Origin of the sequence: Paenibacillus alvei DSM 29 (assembly GCF_000293805.1) — a bacterium.
GTDB classification, from domain to species: domain Bacteria; phylum Bacillota; class Bacilli; order Paenibacillales; family Paenibacillaceae; genus Paenibacillus_B; species Paenibacillus_B alvei.
The window spans coordinates 347064-366529 of sequence record NZ_AMBZ01000006.1; the positions used below are offsets into that span (position 1 = coordinate 347064).

At 44.3% G+C, this 19466-nt stretch carries 14 protein-coding genes, 1 pseudogene and 1 other annotated feature; of the genes and pseudogenes, 3 read left to right on the forward strand and 12 right to left on the reverse strand.

Translation table 11 applies throughout. From position 1 onward, the window contains the following. The first annotated feature begins 196 nt into the window (after positions 1 to 196). Complete coding sequence (locus PAV_RS20910; RefSeq protein WP_005549617.1) at positions 197 to 1213, forward strand: PocR ligand-binding domain-containing protein; 1017 nt, start codon at positions 197 to 199, stop codon at positions 1211 to 1213. An 81-nt stretch (positions 1214 to 1294) separates the two neighbouring features. Here PAV_RS20910 and PAV_RS20915 read toward each other — a convergent pair whose 3' ends face one another. The 6 genes and pseudogenes from PAV_RS20915 to PAV_RS20940 all read right to left on the reverse strand — a co-directional run bounded on the left by PAV_RS20915 (position 1295) and on the right by PAV_RS20940 (position 6698). Beyond that, the gene (locus PAV_RS20915) at positions 1295 to 1987 is read right to left on the reverse strand and encodes a 4'-phosphopantetheinyl transferase family protein (RefSeq protein WP_005549618.1); all 693 of its coding nucleotides are present in this window, start codon (positions 1985 to 1987) and stop codon (positions 1295 to 1297) included. A gap of 266 nt (positions 1988 to 2253) precedes the next feature. Next, positions 2254 to 2502, reverse strand: coding sequence for an acyl carrier protein (locus PAV_RS20920; RefSeq protein WP_005549619.1), 249 nt, complete (start codon positions 2500 to 2502; stop codon positions 2254 to 2256). Continuing rightward, positions 2486 to 3551: pseudogene (locus PAV_RS20925) on the reverse strand (HAD-IIIC family phosphatase). Before PAV_RS20925 ends, PAV_RS20920 begins: the two are co-directional and overlap by 17 nt. Further along, a complete protein-coding gene (locus PAV_RS32545; protein ID WP_005549622.1) occupies positions 3505 to 3813 on the reverse strand; it encodes an acyl-CoA dehydrogenase family protein in 309 nt (102 codons plus the stop codon). Before PAV_RS32545 ends, PAV_RS20925 begins: the two are co-directional and overlap by 47 nt. 1281 nt (positions 3814 to 5094) lie before the next feature. Beyond that, on the reverse strand, positions 5095 to 5709 hold the full coding sequence (locus PAV_RS20935) for a class I SAM-dependent methyltransferase (protein ID WP_005549625.1): 615 nt from the start codon (positions 5707 to 5709) through the stop codon (positions 5095 to 5097). 518 nt (positions 5710 to 6227) lie between these two features. Next, positions 6228 to 6698, reverse strand: coding sequence for an SRPBCC family protein (locus PAV_RS20940; protein WP_005549627.1), 471 nt, complete (start codon positions 6696 to 6698; stop codon positions 6228 to 6230). A gap of 337 nt (positions 6699 to 7035) precedes the next feature. Between PAV_RS20940 and PAV_RS20945 the strand changes: the two genes are divergently transcribed. Together PAV_RS20945 and PAV_RS20950 are read left to right on the forward strand one after the other, a co-directional pair. Next, a complete protein-coding gene (locus tag PAV_RS20945) occupies positions 7036 to 7464 on the forward strand; it encodes a VOC family protein (protein ID WP_005549629.1) in 429 nt (142 codons plus the stop codon). Between the two features lie 535 nt (positions 7465 to 7999). After that, positions 8000 to 9349, forward strand: coding sequence for a lytic polysaccharide monooxygenase (locus PAV_RS20950; RefSeq protein ID WP_005549632.1), 1350 nt, complete (start codon positions 8000 to 8002; stop codon positions 9347 to 9349). A 114-nt stretch (positions 9350 to 9463) separates the two neighbouring features. Here PAV_RS20950 and PAV_RS20955 read toward each other — a convergent pair whose 3' ends face one another. From PAV_RS20955 to PAV_RS20985, 6 genes are all read right to left on the reverse strand, one after another. After that, positions 9464 to 9877, reverse strand: coding sequence for a 3-hydroxyacyl-ACP dehydratase FabZ family protein (locus PAV_RS20955; protein ID WP_005549633.1), 414 nt, complete (start codon positions 9875 to 9877; stop codon positions 9464 to 9466). Between the two features lie 116 nt (positions 9878 to 9993). Next, positions 9994 to 11337 (reverse strand): branched-chain amino acid transport system II carrier protein, encoded by a 1344-nt coding sequence (gene brnQ, locus PAV_RS20960; RefSeq protein ID WP_005549634.1) that lies wholly within the window; start codon positions 11335 to 11337, stop codon positions 9994 to 9996. A 71-nt stretch (positions 11338 to 11408) separates the two neighbouring features. Continuing rightward, positions 11409 to 11707 (reverse strand) — a binding site (T-box leader). Positions 11708 to 11904: 197 nt separating this feature from the next. Next, positions 11905 to 14562, reverse strand: a complete 2658-nt coding sequence (locus PAV_RS20970) for an Ig-like domain-containing protein (protein ID WP_238555882.1) — start codon at positions 14560 to 14562, stop codon at positions 11905 to 11907. 5 nt (positions 14563 to 14567) lie between these two features. Further along, positions 14568 to 18257, reverse strand: a complete 3690-nt coding sequence (locus PAV_RS32555) for a S8 family serine peptidase (protein WP_167549044.1) — start codon at positions 18255 to 18257, stop codon at positions 14568 to 14570. A gap of 247 nt (positions 18258 to 18504) precedes the next feature. After that, positions 18505 to 18711, reverse strand: a complete 207-nt coding sequence (locus PAV_RS20980) for a hypothetical protein (RefSeq protein ID WP_005549635.1) — start codon at positions 18709 to 18711, stop codon at positions 18505 to 18507. 136 nt (positions 18712 to 18847) lie between these two features. Then, positions 18848 to 19333, reverse strand: a complete 486-nt coding sequence (locus PAV_RS20985) for an 8-oxo-dGTP diphosphatase (protein WP_005549636.1) — start codon at positions 19331 to 19333, stop codon at positions 18848 to 18850. Between the last annotated feature and the right edge of the window lie 133 nt (positions 19334 to 19466).

Genomic DNA, 19466 nt, shown 5'->3' on the forward strand with positions numbered 1-19466 from the left:
TGTATGCCTCCTCTGTGTGTTTGAACATCTTTATTATAACTTCGTCTAAGAACAAGATCATGGAACTATTGTTGCCAAATAAAGCGCTATCATATCGGATTATCTTATCCTCCTCCTGCAAAATGGTATTATCTTGTCCTCGGATGAGAATATTATGTATAATGAGGCCAAGCGGACAAAAGGAGAATGAACCATCATGAGTACACGATTTAGCTTGGAAAGCATTATTGATATGGAGAAATGGCAGAAGCTGCAGGATTCGCTTTCCTTGGTTACGAAGATGGCCGTTATTACGACCGACTACAAGGGAGTTCCCGTTACAGCGCATAGCCATTGCCAAAGCTTCTGCAAAGCCATTCGGCAAGACGAATCGTTATCGCAATACTGCCAGAAGTGTGACGCGCGAGGCGGACTAGAGGCTGTACGGCTGAATAAACCCTATATTTATTTATGCCATTTTAACATTGTCGATATCGCCATACCTATCATCGTCAATAATCAGTACATGGGGGCAGTTATGGCGGGACAAGTGAAGCTGCGCGACAATCCGCTGGAGCTTGAACAGATTGTATCCCGTCCAGCCAATGCGGATTCAAATCGTAAGTTCATGAAGCTGGAACCGGAATACAGCGATTTACCAGTATTATCCTATGATGAGGTCGTCACCATTTCTGAAATGCTCTATCATTTATGCAATTACATTGTCGAAGAAGCGATTGCGAAAAATACGACCATTGATATGTACCGTCAGGCACTAGCGAGTGGTCATTCGACACCTAGCTTTTTGGCGGATCACAGCTACCGAAGCATCCAATCGTTTAAATCGGAATTGGACAACACACTGATTGACAATCAAATCAACAAGATGAAAAATCAGCAGAAGCTAGCTTCCAATTCCATTCTTCAGCCCGCATTCGATTATATATATGCTCATAAAAGCGAGAATGTAAAACTAGCGGATATGGCAGCTCTTTGTCACGTAAGTCCCAGCTATTTCAGTCGTATTTTTACAAAGGAAACCGGTGAGAACTTCTCTGTCTTCATCCCACACCTAAAGATAGAATGGGCGAAGCAAATCTTGGAGACGACCGATCTGTCCATCTCGCAAATTAGCAACGAGCTCGGCTTCAGTGAGCCAAGCTACTTCATTAAGTCATTCAAGAAGTTTGAACGAATTACACCCGCCCGGTATCGTCAAATATATAAACGATAAACTCAAAATGAAAAGCCGTCACTTCAAGTTCTGCTTCCGAACTAGATGACGGCTCATTTTTCATTATCTATCATCACATTTTTACCGAATCCAATCTCGCATCTCATCCATCGTTACAAATGTGATAGAGGGTGAAATCGCATCAATATGAGTACAAGCAGCGACTTTATAGCCGTGATCCAGCTCGTACGTATGGAAGCACACAGGCTCCCCATCCGGGTTCAATACAAATTTTCCCTCACTATTCTCCAAGATAGAGAAGGAATCCAGCGGTATGGATAAACCTTTTCCCGCTGCTTTGATGTAGCTCTCCTTTAACGTCCACTGCGTGTAGAAATAATTCAGCCTCTCCCCTTCTGATTTCTGCATGAGGGATTCTGTTTCTAGCACAGAGAAAAAACGATTTGCTATTGAAAGATCAATCTGCTGTACCTGCTCTACATCAATGCCGAGCACTCCATGTCCCCATATCATCATCACCCAGCATCCAGAATGCGAAATGTTATAGGAAAAATCATCATTTCCTACGACATGCGGTTTGCCATACTCATTGTGCTCAAATCGTATGTCTGAATTCGTATAGCCATAATCTTTGCACAAAATTGCTCTTACTAAAGCCTCGCCAAAAAGAGAACGATATGAGTCTTGAATGAACTTAAACCTTTTAACTTGATCTCTGCGCTGCGGTGCAACCTTGCCTAGGAAATATTCATAATCCTCTGGTCGAACCTGCTCCGGTATGCGAAATACTGCAATCTTCGTTATGCTAATCACCTATCCCGCCTAGATTCCCACTTACTTGAATCCCATTTTTGTTAACTAGCCTAGCACATATGCTGACATTTAATATTATCCATCATGTTGATGTTTTTGAGCAAATGCGCTTCACGTCTTTTTCTTGCTGCAGATAACGGATCATGCCTTCATATTTCCGTACCATATCCTCAGATTACCACAAACCGCCCGTATACGCTGCGCCCGATCCCCATGTACGCAAATAAAGCTTGGCGATTAATTGGATGTTTGAAGGGAAAGTTACTTTATAAGCTAACCTTTTTATGAATCAAGGCTATCAAGTTATTGATCGTGCTGAAGTTTTCCAAATCCAGATCATCATTCTCAACTTCAATTTCGAACTTCTGCTCCACGAAGTTTACAAGTTTCATTGCGAACAGTGAGTTGACAAACCCTAATTGAAAATAATTGTCGTCATCCGAAAAATTAATATTTTCTTCGCTAATGGACAAGTTTTGATGAATGAATCTTCTGATTTCAGTTTGATAGTTCATAGTATCCTCCTTCGCAATTCAGCAATTGGACTTCAATATACGGGGGAAAGTCTTGAATATTGATTAAATCATGCTCCAAGACATAGTTGCCTTGCCCATCTGATGATTTCTCGCGGAAACCAGCAAAGCGATAGCTGATGTACATCATGCGGTTGCGTCCCGTTTCTGTAAAATCAGCCAACAGCGGTATCTGATGTTTTCGAGCCTCTTGTAAAATGTAACTGAGCAGCACAGTTCCTACGCCTCGGGATACGACGCGGCAGGACATCAGCAGCATCTCAAGCTTCCAATGAGTGTCCAGCATATGAATCAAGGCCAGCCCGATCTTCCCGTAATCACCATACTTATCTTCCAATTGACAGACTAATAGCCGATGATAAGGAGATTTCCGCAACGTGTCCAGCTCTTCATAGCTGAATGTTCTTCCTGTGGCGTTCAATTGATTCGTGCGGACTGTCAATTCTTCGGCCCGCTGCAAATCCTCTTCCTGCGCAGGATAGATGGTGAACTTCATAGAAAGCGTAGCAAGAAAAGCTCCGACGGGCCCTCATACTCGCGTTCTGCCAGCTTACGTGCATAATCTGCCTGATATAATTTGCGTCTCCTTGCAGAGTCAACGGTAATAAATCGCGGGTTCAAGCCTGGAAGTGATAATAGCGTGTGAGTTTGATCCGCATTTATGCAGTGAACGCTCTCATGTACATTTTTACTTCTTCCAATTCAAATGGTTGATCGTCAATGAAGAGGATTGTGTCCATGCCAATATTAATATTTTTCTGGATCTCAGCAAGTGAGGTCGATTTGGCGCTCCAATGAATTTCGGGATAGAGGAAATAATTATCCAATCTCAATTCTTTCAGTTTGGCCATGGCCAAGTCATAATCGTTTTTACTGTCAATGGATTGCAGAATTCCTCGGCGATCGAGTGTCTTGATAATTTCACGAATGCCCGGCTTCAGTTGGACGTTGGCCGACTCCACCAGCACTCCATCCCACAGCGTATTATCCAAGTCCCACACAACGCACTTCCATTCTGTTTTCTCGCTCATACGCACCTCTTATTAAAATAATAGACCTCGCTTGTAATAATGTCGTAACGAATTGGTTACGAATACGGGAGTAGGATACCATCGCATCCACTCCTTCTTGTGCGATGCCAACTCCTGCCCATGCTATACTGTATCGGCCATTGTCCAAAGCATTCGATACGACATATTCGAAGCCAAAGTTCAGTTTCCCAATTACATGTGATTTCGGAACTATGACGTTTCGCAAATGAATTTCTGCAAGATGGGTCGCTCGTGATGCCATAAGCCCTTCTATTGCTTTCGTTTCAACACCGACGTAAGAACGTTCGACGAGGAAAAAACGGTGCTCTTGCCTTAATTCGATGCAACAACGAGGAACACATCGGCAATGCCGCCAAACGTTATCCACTTTTTCAACCCATTCATGACATCCTAACTTTCTTCCTCATGCCATGTTGTTTTGATGTTTTTAGCGTCTGAACTAACATCCGGCTCCTGACTGAAGATCGTCGCAATCTCCGCTTTCATAAAGCCACGATCTCTTCCTTGTTCATCTTCACTCTCCTCTCCATGATTTGTAAATTCAATGAGAAGTTGGCTCGAATGGATATTTGAAAAGACGGTGCCTCTAGCCCTATCATCAAATGGCCGGCAATTGTCAAGAAAGAACACACGCCTTCCTCGGATAAATAGCAACCCTCATTCAGGAGCTTGATAATCCTGCCAGCTACGGCGATATACATTCGCCAAGGATGAGCGACTGAGAGACAAATGCGGTGTAACCGATGTTGTTGAGCAGCCTGTAAGTGCTTAAATGATTTGTTTTGGAAAATGTCAATAATCGTGTGAGGTTCTTATGTAAGGTAGGAAGGTATGGTGAGAACGCTTAATCAAGCTGACGTGAAAGAGCGGAGCCGATGTGAGGCCAAATGCTCAACTTATTTCCTGCATAATTTGCTGCTTCAATCATACTTCCTACTTAGGATCACGCGAGAAGTCCGGCTTCGTCATATGATAGTCGATTCGATATGGACAACTAGGAGAGGCAAATCATCAATAATATCAAACCGCATCGTAGTGCATCCTGTTCTCCAATAAAGAGATGCAGCGCTTGTTCTAACCGAATTTCGTCTATCCCTTTTAAGCATGATAGAAGCGGTGATATTATATGAAAGAGGGTCATTAATTTGACAATCGAAGAATATGAAGAATATTACTTTTTAGAGCTTCAAGGAAACCATTGTTCCAAAGCTGTGCCACCGCCGAGACAATCGCTTCCCTCAGCAACAGAAACCACATAAGCATGCTCCACTGAATTAGTAGATTTGTTACCAAAAATAATAAAGTTGAAAAGATAAATCTGTCAACAATATTATTTTTGAAAGAACTTGGAACCTCAAATCGATAACAGCATGAACTTCACTAACATTTTATCCTTACGAGTCTGTTGTCAAGAAATAAATTGTAAATATCTGTTATTGACTAAAACAATACAGAGAGCCGTCTGCCAAGTCCTTCGAGAACTTTGCGACGGCTTCCCGCACTATGATATTCGCATTCTCCTTTATGGCTTGGTTTGTTTGCGTTTTAACAAATGAATATACCACTTCAACCCAGCATTATGATTGAAGAGGCTAACTTTATCCATCACTTCAAAGAAGCCGCACTGCTCGATTTCAGCGATTTTATTTTCAATGATGGCGAATGCAGGATCTTCCGTATTTTTATGTGAATATAAGGAAGAAATGATTACACCACTCGAAGTTACATAGTTCGAATACTCTAGCAGCTTGTTGGCCGTGTTAGGCACGTAGTGCAATGATTCGTTGAATACAATGACATCATATTGTTTAGCAGGTACATAATGATTAATATCTCCACAATGGAATATGTCCTGCGATGTTTTGGCTGATGCCAGCTTGATTGCTTCCTGTGACAGATCAACCCCTGTGTATCCTTCCTTTTCACTCTCAAGGAGCATATCGAACAGGATGCCAGTACCACAGCCCATATCCAGGATGCCCTCTTCTCCGATAAATTTCCTTATATACCCATACACCACCGAATATCGAGCGTATTCCGTAATATCCGACAAATAACTCCATACATTAGATTTATACTCCTCGTCCCATTGCTCCTGTTTGCTTTCTAAGAAATCTGGAATTGTTGTGTGTTCCATATTCGATTCCTCCTACGCATAAGATGTGAACTTTGCTCTGTCTTATCATTGATGTGTCGAAATGAAAAGCAATTTATAACGGTGAGTAAATCTAGTTGAAAAGCAAATCGTAGTGGTCAAAAGGTAGTTTGTATTATCATTGAGGTTGTTTTTTATACTAGTACGTAAACCATATCCTGTCAATCGATAAACGCTTTAACTTTATGAAAACTGCATTTTCGAATTATGAGCTGCTCGGTGCCATCCTCAAGTATCTTTAACCGTACAGGACAGCATTGCGAGGACCGATATGAATCGCTCTACTTCATTTTCAGGACAATCAAGACCTGCTTCGGCAAAGCATTCAAGCGATGATGAAGCAAGAAGCGATAGAGGATGTTGGATTGCATCCAGCACCCGCAGACCAGTTCGAAGGCAAACAGAACATCAACTTATGATCCCACGCCAAAATTCGTTAGGATGTTGTTCCTGTATATTCATGAAACTGCGACGATTATGGCAAGGGCTAGCAATTGCTCTCATTCAGCGATCTTCATACGCCTGTCAAGCTGTTCTAGTACCAATGGCCATGCTTGCTCATGTTGATTTTTGGAGACTTCGTCTGGAAAACCAGCATGCGTTAGGCTTAGCTTCGTTCCTTTGCCAAAGGGATGCAGACCAACGGTTACCACCGTCTCGGCTCCCTTCGTCCCCCCATTTCCTGTTACCCATGTCAGTTCTACTAGCCGATCCTGTTCGAGTCGCAAAAATCTCCCATAATGCGGATGGCGCTCAACCACAAGCATGGAGTCTGGTCGGTATACGGTTTCAAAATAAAAAACCGAATTCACCTCTCCCTTCATTATTACGCTCCCCGGTTCCGCGAACCAGTGATCAATCAGCCGTGTCCATGCTTCGTATAAAACTGCTGGAGGGTTCTGCATCTCACGTTCCACCGTAAGCCGATAAGGCCTTGATGAGAGATCGGGCACTGCAATCGGTTCTGTCATAAAGAAATCAATCCTTCCTTGTATGTAAAAGTGTTATATACCACCTTATACATTTCATTTTCTCCAATATATCCTACTTGGAACCCTGTTTAAACAATGCTCAATCTTCTCCATAACCCATGTAATAGGCAATAATAGTATCTTCGTTAAAATGACTTTCCTGCGATAGTATGCCTTATCTTTAAAACGAGAACTCTATAAAAATATAGATAAAATTTAAGAAAACCGAAAATCTTTTGCATGTATAATGAACTGTGAAACGACAATAATGCTAGTATGCACAAGGCCTGTTTGTCCCCTGGACAAACAGTTAACCAATTAAGGAGTGAAGCCAACCATGTCCATCCATCCTTATCTCAACTTCAACGGCAACTGCCGTGAGGCAGTCGAGTACTATGCCGAAGTGTTCGGGCTAGACAAGCCTCACATCATGACATTTGGGGACACACCATCAGATCCATCCAACCCTCTTCCTGAGGAGGCCAATAATTTGGTCATGCACACACGACTGAACATCCAGGGAACCATCGTGATGTTTTCTGACGTATGCCCGGGCATGCCGTTCCAAGCTGGCAATAATATCACTCTTTCCATTGTTGACACAGATGTCGATAAATTGACATCCATCTTCAACAAGCTTAAGGAAGGCGGACAAGTAGGCATGGAGCTTCAAGAAACATTCTGGAGCAAAGCCTACGGCAACTTGACGGATAAATTCGGCATTCAATGGCAAATCAATCATGATAATGGTGACTTTTCAAGCTAATCACATCACACAGCATTGCCCTAAGAAGGATGTATGCCTCTTCACGATAAAGGATGGCGCATCCTTCTTACTTATTTATACGTATGAACCACGCTTCGATCCCTGTTCATCCCTCAAAAGTTAATGCGGTTTAATTAATTTTTATAATAACAAGTGCAATCTAATTAAAATATTTCGTTCACACTTTATTCACACTTTCAAGTATGATAGAGACAAATAACGACACCAAGATTCCACAACATGTCTCCCTTCTATATCTCAACCACGAATGTGCTAGCTCAAGAATCCCGCTTTATCACTAATCATTTTCCTGTATTCCTTCATTACTTTGGCTGATTTTTGCTTCGTATATGAACTCTATTGAGTTTATATAAAAAGAGTTGCTAGAAGCTATATTCATAGCGTCATCTAGGAGCTCCCTGTTTTTTTTGACAACCTAATAAGGAAAGGAGGCCGACGTTCAAGTTTAAAGGGTTTAACATTTCATTTTGAATGGTTTTCGCGAGATCCCCATTATTCTTAGGAGGTAGATAGTGTGAATCAACTGCGCATGTCCAACCCCATAACAATGAAGCTGTTTGTCGGTCTTGGCGCAATGCTCGTAACCGTTATTTGTATGGTGCTTTTTGCTGATAAAGCCTTTGGTCATGGCTATGTCGAGGGGCCAGCAAGTAGAGCTGCTTTGTGTAAAACAGGTCAGAATAAAAACTGCGGAGCTGTCCAATATGAGCCGCAAAGTTTGGAAGCGCTTAAGGGATTTCCGAGTGCTGGCCCTGCGGACGGCAAAATTGCAAGCGCTAACGGCGCCTTCCCTGAACTGGATGAGCAATCCGCCACTCGCTGGACGAAGGTCAACATCACTCCTGGACAAAACACGTTCAACTGGAAACTAACCGCAGCTCATGCAACAACAAGCTGGAAATACTATATTACGAAGGAAAATTGGAACGCTAACGCAAAGCTGACTCGCGATTCCTTCGATTTAACACCATTCTGCAGCGTTAATTATGGAGGCGTTCGCCCGCCATTCACGTATTCGGATACTTGTAATGTACCGAACCGTACAGGATATCATGTCATCCTCGCAGTATGGGAGATTGCCGATACTGCAAACGCTTTCTATAATGTTATCGACGTTAACTTCGGCGGTTCGAACCCTGGTCACAACCAGCCTCCTACTGCTCCTGCAAACTTGGCAGTAACGACAACAACGGCAACAAGCGTGTCCTTGAAATGGGATGCTTCTTCTGACAACGTTGGTGTAACCGGTTACAATATTTACAATGGAAGTTCTCTTGTAGGAACGGTTTCAGGCTCTACACTCACCTATACGGTAAACGGTCTCACCTCCAATACAGCATACACATTTACCGTGAAGGCGTTGGATGCTGCTGGCAACCAATCTGCTGCAAGCAATGCAGTAAGTGTTACCACACCAACGGTTCCTATTGATAACGAGCCGCCAACTGCACCAAAAAACTTGCATGTAATGGGTACACCAACATCCACTTCCGTATCACTGATGTGGAGCCCATCAACGGATAATGTTGGCGTCGCCGGTTACCGCATTTATAGCGGTACAACATTAGTTGCTACTGTATCAGGAACGACTACGGATTATGTGGTTACAGGCTTGAGCCCGAAGACAACGTATACGTTTACGGTTCGCGCATTCGATGCTGCTGGCAATGTGTCTGCCGACAGCAATGCTATTTCTGCTACAACTGCTGATGCACCTGCTGTAGCTCCTTGGGAAGTAAATAAAGCTTATGCGGTTGGCGACAAAGTTACTTTCAATGGCACAGTCTACGAATGCCGTCAGCCTCATACCGCAATAGCTGGCTGGGAGCCGCCTAATGTTCCAGCATTATGGGATGTAAAATAAGTAATTGTATCGTTGAGCATTACAAAAAGAGTCGTCCACGGAATCCCTCGGACGACTCTTTGCTATGTATCACTTCAGCAATAAAACATATAAATAAGTCAACAGTCATGTTCGTTATTCAACTTGTGAATAAATCATAATTTCATCCGCTCTCAGAATGACTCGTCCTTCAACAGATGCCTCGCCTTTGCCAATCGTAAATCCCTTTTTGCTTCGCAGCACCTCATATGTCAGATCCAGCTTGTCACCCGCATATGCTCGTCCGAGTGATTCAACCCCCTTCAAGGAAGACAAGAGTCCTAAGCTCCCCGGCTGACGATGAATCGCTGTAAATGCGCCTAATTGAGCAAGTGCTTCAATAATGAGCGTGTCTGGCATAAAGGGCATAGCAGCGGATATGAACCATTCATTATGGGTAATATGCTTGTAGCCATGAGCTGACTTCCCCTCCTCTATATGAGTAACGCGATCAATCATAAGAAAGGGATATCGATGCGGCAATGCAGCCATCACTTCTTGAGTGTTCACAGTATCAACTCCTTGACATCTTTCACCAACCACTACCAATTATTTCATACAATTGGATTGATGTAAAGAAGCTAAGCGGACATATCATGTCGACTTAGCTTCACATTTATCTATCTTTATTTTTCTGTAATGTATGGCTCATTTCGTTCTTCCTGCCATATCAACCCCAGCAGATAGCCGAGGATCCCGCCTGCAATGGCTGGAACCAACCATCCAATCCCCTCATTGTACAGCGGAATCTGCTTCAGCCACGGCATGATAGAGTCAAACTCAATATGAGCTTGCTTCAACCCGTCAAATATACTGATTAAGAATGTACCGAGCAGCGCCCCAACATACACAGACCGACGGCCGCCGAACAAACGATGCACCAGTGACAAAATAATTAAAACGATAGATACTGGATAGATAACAAGCAAAATTGGAATGGATATCGAAATAATCTTATTCAAACCTAGATTCGCCACCAATAATCCAAGAACACAAATGATAAATGCGATCTGGTTATAAGTCAGTCGATGGATCAATTTTGAAAAATACTGACTGCACGCGGATACTAGTCCAATACAAGTGGTGAGACATGCAAGGGTAACAATACCGGCCAACAGCATTAATCCATATTGTCCGAACAACTGCTGTACGATTGACGTTAGAAGCTGCCCGCCATTTTGCGCGTATCCGTGCGCGGTAACACTGGTTACCCCCAAAAATCCGAGTGCCGCATAAACCAAAGACAACCCGATCCCTGCAATAATAGCTGCTTGTATCGCTGCTTTCGTAATCGCTTGTTTATCCTTAACACCTTGATCACGAATCGCATTCAGCACAATAATGCCGAAAGCCAATGCAGCAATCGTATCCATCGTTAAATAGCCTTCCATAAATCCTTTGAATCCTGGTGAAGTCGCATATTCCTTGATTGCAGGCTGCACTTCCCCAAGCGGACCCATCATCGCTGCGATAAACATGATTGCGATCGAGATCAACAGCAGGGGCGTTAATATATTCCCTACTCTCACAACCAGCTTAGAAGGATTCAAGCATAACCAATATACGACACAGAAAAAAACAAATGTGTAAGCCAATAAGACCCAATTGCTTGATTGGAGTGATTCGGGCACAAAGGAGCGCATCCCCATTTCAAATGCAACGTTGGCAACGCGTGGAATACCCATCGATGGACCAATCGACAAATAGACGATAACGGCGAATAATATGCCGAACTTCGGATGTACCCTTCCGGCTAGATGTTGCATATCTCGTCCCGACAAGGCGATTGCGATTACCGTCAACAATGGCAGTCCCACACCAGTCAAGATGAAACCTGCTATCGCATATACGAAATGATCTCCCGCCTGCTGCCCTAAGATTGGCGGAAATATTAAATTCCCTGCTCCAAAAAATAATGAAAAGAGCATGAGTCCCACGAAAAATACGTGGGTTCTCGACAATGACTTCATCTTTTACTCCCCCTAGACTTCTTATACATATATTAAAGAGTTATCCCCATACAACAAAAAAACCGTCCCTCGAAAGGGACGGATTTGATCCGCGTTACCACCCATATTCATGCAGCTAGATGATAGACATAGGCTGTCCCAATCCATCTATCATTCCCGCTCCATGCAGCTCTTCTTCGCATATACTCGTAAATACGAATTCCGAATAACGGTGGAATTTCCGGCGCAGCTTACTTACGAACGTTCCATTTGTTCAGCTGCGCTTCTCAGAGATGATGTTCAGTTATGCGCCGAACGTTGGCTTGCAGCAACTCACCAACTCTCTGGAGATCGGCATTCATAGCTTACTCGTTCTCGTCATTGAAGTTCATTGTATTGATTCAAGTTGTTATCTATTGTCACATGATTCCATCTATGATGTCAATGTACAATATCTCACAGAAGCTGCCGATAATTTCATCCTTAAAGCAAACGAATCCGCCCACTATTGGGCGGATTCGTCTGGCTTATCTCTGGATATTCATTACTTATTTGCTATTTTCCACTGTACTGCATATTTCTTTATTGCTATAGCTGATTCATAGACTTCATATATCGATACAGCAGCATTGCCGCCTGTGCACGTGTAGAAGTCAGGTCACTTCCGAAGCGGTTACCACCGATTCCCTGAACCCATCCTTGATCTACCGCATGCGCAATTGCAGCTTGTTCATCTTGAGATAAGTGTGAAGTATCCGTAAATCTAGACTTCATCGCATGACGTACATCCGCAGCCGACCTCTGTACGAGCAACCGCACCATTTCAGCCCGTGAAATTAGCTCATTAACATTGCCAGTTGCCCAGTATAAACGATCTGAATTTGCATTGCCTTCGTGTCCTTCTAGAGTCGGAGTCAAACGATCAAGCATCATCAAAAATTGCGCACGAGTAATGGTCGCATTAGGTGTATAATGTCCCTTGCTCGTTCCATTGACAATATGCTGTGCAGCCAGTACCTCAATCGCATCTTTACCCCAATGAGCTGCCAGATCTGTAAAACTTGGAGATAGCTCATGCACCGCATAGGCGCCAGATTGTGAGATGGTTAAGGCTAATCCATACGGATATCTGCTTGATCGATCAGCATATATCCATTTCTCATCCGTACTCTTTCGATATACGACTGTTTTGCGTGAATCTTTTACTTGCGTTATATCCCATCGCAGAAGCAGTGTAACCGGATGAATGAACTTGCCGCTTTCCGTTGAAATGGCCACACGATCGGACACAAGCCGGACTTGATCGTTTTCAGCCACCATCAGCTGATCTGCCCCCTGAACAGATACATTCAGCTTGAATTGATCATTAGATAGATAATCGGATATGGCTTCATTCGGAATCGTCAGTTCAAATCCCCCAGATGCGATGTGAAGCGCCTTGCCGGAAATCTGAAGCTGCTTCATCATTATTGCCTGGAAAGTAATCGATACTTGGCCGTAATTCTTAAAGTCCACATTCCGCAAATCCATCATCACTGGCTTATTTGCTGCGCCCTTAAGCTCGTCATTCATCCATTGAGCAAGAAGGGAAACCGATGCATTCTTTGTCAGCGACGTAGAAGCTGACTGCTCCACAAGATATCCGATCGTTTTGCCGTCAGCAACAACTGGAATCCGCTTATCTTTTTCAGGAACGGTTGTGCCTGAATTGGCCGAGCTGGACGAACCGCCCGAGGACGCAGGCGGCTCATACGGAATAGCACTCTTCCTTCGCACCGTAACCACTGCTTCTGTTTGTTTGTCTTTGTAGAATACCGTTATCGTTGCCCTGCCTTCGTTCCATCCTGTTACACTTCCTATATCATCTACCTTCGCGACATGCTCGTCAGAAGAACGGAACTGGAGATGCTCTCTGATTGGGGAAATTTTGACTTCCCCATCCCTATATACGACTGCTGCAACAGAAAGTGGCGCAGATTCACCTACATCTAATGCCAGCTTATCCGGATAAACGGTAATGGATTGAAGCTCTGGTTCTTTGCCATCATCCCCGCGATGAACGGTAATCGTCGATTGGTCACTCCATTGCTGATAGGTGACTCGAACAACAGATGTCCCTTCGCTCACACCCGTAACATGTCCTGCTTGATCCACCTCTGCAATAGAACTGTCTGAGGACGTGAATCGTAAGCCTTCCGTCAACGGCATCGGTATCATATTGCCGTTCTCATACACAGCCGCTGTAACCGCAAGTGTTGACTGTTCACCTGTTTTCAGCGACACATCTCGAGGCTGCACGGTAATCGATGTAATCTCCCCATTTTGGGCAGGGGCAATGTAATGAATTGCAATCGTTGGAGACTTACTCGTTGCTTGACCATTTGACTCTGCTACAGCATACAACTTGTTCTCACCACGTTCCAGTTGTACGGGAATCGCAAATTGTCCCTGCTGTACAACTCCAGTTCCGATGCGCGCGTCTTGGCGATATACATGGATCGTCGTACCGTCAGTTGGATACATTCCTTTTACAACTACATGAGCATCTGTAACCGTCGTTCCCGGCGCTGGTTCTGTAATGATCGGCTCTTCCGCAATCTTGGTAACGGTAGCTCGAATCATGTAATTGCCATCGCTGTTCCCGATCTTTTTCCACGTACCGCGATCGTTCTTCCAGGAGCGTCCTGAATAATTGCCAAGCTTCGTCATCGACAAGCCCGGTACATTCGGCATTTCTCCCTCTTGAATGTACGCTACGTAGAAATCGCCATTGAAAATAACCGGATTCTGTATCGTCACATTCGTCCAAGATCCATTCCGCTTCGCCTTGCCTTCATAAGGACCCGCCACTACTTTACCAGGAAGACCATCAGGTCCGCTGGCATCATAAATCGCGTATTTGAACTTCTCTCCACCGGGATTCGGCCATCCCTGATCCCAGAAGAAGAATTTCGCTCCCGTTACTTGTGCCGGCCCATCCGTTGTCATACGTACCGCAAACCCATTGCCGGAATCATAGAAAGCTTTTGCGTTATCTGCAACACCATCATCATAATGGATTTCTTCGGAAGATCCATGGAAGCCATGAAGGGCAAATGAAACGTTAACCGTGTCGTTGCCTGTAATCTTGACGTTGTCTTGCACGGATAAATAGTTTAGTACAGAGACGGACAATTGATAGTCACCTTCATAGGCTTCAAGCTCGAACTGTCCCTCTTGATTCGTCAATACTGGTGCAATACGCACATCATTCAACAATCTGATCGTCGCATTTTTAATGGCATGCCTGTAACAAAGTCTGTGATCTTGCCCGCGATTTTGCCTTTCGCCAGCGGCTGCAAATGAACATCCATCACTGCTTCTTTGTTTTGTTCAATGCTGATTGGCCTTTGTTCTGTCTTAAAGCCATAAGCCTCCACTTGCAGCAAATAATCTCCTGGTGGATGCTTCAGCGTGTATCGCCCAGTACCCGCATCGGATCGGGTTGCCCGCTGCGATTGTACGACACTTATATCTGCCATGATTGGCATACGCCCTGTGTTTGGCTGTTGTGCAAATGCCTGTGTGTGCCCGCCTTGATGCGAATCCTGGCCGCGCTTGGCTGATTTCAACATTTCGAATGTGAGCACATCAAGACTCTGCTTTTCCATTCCCATTGAAGCATTCTTTACTTGATCTCCACCTGAATGGGAGTAAGAGGTGGTTTTCGGTCGTGTCATCACTGGTGGAGTCTCCCTTACTTCTACATCATCGATGTACCAGCCGAGCTGGAGTGACGGCCGCTTGCTCTCAAATCGGAAGCGGATGTTGATTTTTTTCCCAATGTAAGAATCTAGGCCAAGCTCTTCCAAATACCAGAATCTGCGTGGATGATTCGTATCATAGCCCTGCTTCGGATATTCAGCGAGCGGCTGCCATGTGGCGCCCTGATCCTTGCTTATCTCGACTGTTCCCTTATCACCGTCATCAATATCGTGCCACTGTTGGAAATAGAGTGATGCATGCTTCACCTGAGTCAAATCAATTTCAGGCGATACGAGACTCTGGTTTACATCGCCCCCATAAGGTCCATTCAAGTTCGTGCCCCATACGTTCTGGCCAGAGACTGCCTTTTGCGGCCCCCTAGTCGGATGAGGAACACCATGCTCCCACTCATTTCCTTGCCCTTCGACTGTCCAGCCCTTATTAGCACCTTCGAACTCATCACCGAATATCACTTGGCCTTCTGTGAACGTCCAAGATACAATATCCGAATCCACACTAAGCGCATGGCTGACCGTTCTCGATTTCACCTTGTAATAATAAGTTCCCTTCTGTGGACTAGGCATGTCGGCATAATTATAGCCTAAGCTTGTGCCAATCTCACTCCATGGGCCACTGCGATCCGTGCTGCGATAAATGACATATTCTTTCAAAACGCCCGACGGCGCATCGTCAAAGTCGATGATGACTTTGCCTGGCGCGTTGCTTCTAACCTTAATTTTCGGCGGAAGCGGAAGCGTTGGATCCGGGGCTTGAATTTTAATATCATCGATATACCAGCCTTCGTCACTGCCGAACTCCCCTCGCAAATTAAAGACGACATAGATTTGATCGCCTGCATATGGAGATAAGTCGATATACTCGGTTGTCCATGTGGTATTGCGCATCGTATATGTTTTCACCCGTTCGAACTGGAAGTTCGACTTCTTGCTGCCAATAAACACCTCTGCTCGATCATAAGATGCATTCCACCAATCGCCAAGCTTGTACCAGTGAGCAAAGGATAGAACAGCATGCTGCTTATCCGTCAAATCAATAACAGGCATTTCAACATAACTGTTGGTTCCATTCGGATACTTGCCATCCAGTACCGTTGCCATTACTTTGCTGCCGGAAAATGCTTGCTTCGGCCCGCTCGTCGGAACTCCCCATTGCCATACACCCGAAGCATCTCCGAAACCGAAGCCATCAATCGAGGTCTCAAAATCTTGCGTATAGCCAATCTTGACTCCCTTCGATACAGTAACTGGGTACACCTCTGTCTTGCTTGCATGTCCTGAGAAATTTACAGCCTCAATATAATATTCAATTCCATTCAAGGACAGCTCCTTCAGAGGGATGCTTCCTTCATATAAACCTCTCATATGGCTGCCGGATGTACGGAGCATCGCATGTTTGCTCCAAGCATTCGTCCCTTTCTCACGAACGTACAGGTTCACATTCGTTACACTAACATCATCCTGCACCCGAGCAAATACATCCTTGTCCAAGATATTGAACGTCAACGTAATTGGATCATGTTCAATTGTCGGGATTCCTGCACTGATACCGTCTACTGTCACTTGACCAACAACCTTGCCCAACCCCTTGTCTTGGGTAGACACGGCATTAAGTGCATTAATAACCCCCCAGCCGTAACCGTTGTTCGGTGATTGTGGAAATACATGATCTGTTAATGCATCCGTTGTATTCTTCAGTATTTCTTCAATATCCTTAACCTTCAAGGAGCGGTTGGCCTGCTTAATCAGTGCAGCAACGCCAGCAGTATGTGGACTCGCCATAGAAGTTCCGTTCATGAGCGCATATTGTCCTCCAGGAACAGCTGATCGAATATGCACACCTGGTGCAGATACTTCCGGCTTCATTTGACCGTAGGGCGTCGGCCCTTGAAGTGAGAAGTCCGCCAGCTTGTTCTGAATATCAACTGCGCCAGTCGCGAAGGATTCGGGGTAATTGCCTGGTGCCGTAATGGAACCTGGCCCGCCATTATTTTCTGGAGGCTGAGCGTTTCCTGCTGAAAATGCCGGGAATATGTCTGCTGCAATCCATGCTTTCACGATATCATGGAAAAATTCATTCTTTCCAGCAGGCACATTTCCCCATGAATTATTCACGACATCAGGGGCTAATTCAGGATGCTTCACGCCATGCTTATCCGTCGGCGCAAGTATCCATTCTCCCGCTTTAATCAAATCCGCATCCGTTGTCTGTCCATTCGAATCAAACACACGAGCGGCAATCCATTTTGCATTCGGTGCAACACCGATCTTGTTGCTGCCATCTTTTTCAGAGCCGACCATCGTCCCCATAACATGGGTGCCGTGACCATTGCCATCAGTAGGAAACTTCTTCTTCTCGATAGTTGCATCGAACCAGCTTAGCTCTGGATCCACAATGTTTCCGCCTTGATCCAGTCCTCTCCATTTATGCTGTAGTGCCGGGTGGCTGCCGTCGACACCGGAATCCATATTCGCAACTACGACTCCTGTACCATCAAAACCAAGCTCCCATGCCTGTTCTGCATTAATATTGCGCAAGTTCCACGGGATCTCTTTTTTGCTGACTGCGAGTTGCGCACCCGACAGTACCATTTTCGATTTCATGTCGGTTTGAAGCGTATATGTATGGTTCGACATGATCTTATCGACTTCATCACGATCCGCAAGTTTTTCCATCGCTTCTTTTGTACTCGTAACTGCGATCGCATTTACGATATAGTAGGGATAAAAATCTCTTACCTCGCCTGCCGATTCCATTTTTTCTAATTGTTGAATGATACCTACCTGCGATTCATCTGCTGTACTCATCAGCGAATTCACGATGAAGTTGCGCACCGTACGTGTTTGCTTTGCCGAAGATTCGCCCTTTTGCAATGACCATTGCAGGGCATTTTGCGAAATTGCTTTTATATCAGGCTGTTCCTTTAGCTTTACAATATACGTTGCATACTTATCGGCCTGGAAGACTTGCAACAGCTTGGTATCAATTTCAACGCGGTCGCCGCCAAGCTGCTTCGAATTTTGATGGCTTGCATCTTCTTCCCCCGACAAGTTAGCCGACATCGCTGAAATAGAATGGCTTACATCAGGATGTGCCGCATACGTAAATGCTGGCGAACTGAAGATAAGAATAAAGACGAGTAATGATGCAATCCAACTTTTAAATGATTTCGCTTGCAATATCGTTCCCCCCATTATCTCTTCAATCTAGCATGTGGAATCAACTTCCTCTTTTTTGGACATCTTGTAATCTATCATATTTGTTTCCTTTATTCAATAGTTTTGTACCAGTGCAAAAAAAGTTGTAAATTGTTGCACCTTGGAAAGAATATAGTCTCTACGGCATGCCTAGGAGCAAATAAAGACCCAAAATAGAGAATTTCATCTCAATTCTGAGTCATAAATGCGGATATAAAATCGAAAAAACTTATCTATTTTTTTGGCCGATGTAGAACAAATGAGTTCCTGTTCCTAAAAGCGAAGGATCTGCTGCGGGCTCGTAGAACAATTGATAGAACTTCTCCATCTCTTCATCACCACAGCTCGACCAATAACGACACTGTTCTTCTGGTAGTGAGCTTCCGAGCCCAGATGAGCTAATCAATTGAATCCCCTCAAATCCATGTTCACGCATGAAGGGCAAAATCTCTTCTACATTGTAAAGCATCTGAAACATCTATTTGTTTTCAAAAATAAAAACACTTGGGTTTCCAAGTGTTTTTAGTCATTCTACATATTGAGATCAATAGTAATGATTCCTAAATGCTCTTTTATATAAGTAAAGCAATCTTCTCTTCTATCGGCTGCTTCTCCTCTTCATTCCATACCACGGATATTTCAAACGTCCCTTCCTTGAAAAATAAAGGAAACTTCCGCTTGAACCAAGATTGCATTGGCAAATCCATCACTTCTTGGGTTGGCACCCAAATGAGCTCTCCTTCAGGAGGATTGTCAAGCAGTTTACCTTCATAGGAGGTGGCCAAATAGTTAAACACCATATACCTAAAATTCGTTAAAGGAACAACATATTCATCCAAGCCCTTATAGATAAGTCCGCTTACTCGCAAACCAGTTTCCTCATATACCTCACGAATAGCTCCTTCGGTAAGGCTCTCTGGAAACTCGATCTTGCCTCCTGGTGCCAAATATCCCGGAAAACCCTTGCTGTCTGGACGATTCATAAGCAGTACCCGATCTCCATCCTTCACCATGCACATCGTATACATGCCATATGTAATTTCACTCGCTGCAACCATCGCAGACCTCCATGTAATCAGAAATATAACTATTGTCAATGCCGCTGTTTGTCTTCATGATTGCGCTGCATATTGTCCATTTGATGCTCCAGTTGAGCAATTCTAGCATGTAATTGATGCGCCCGCTTCCTCG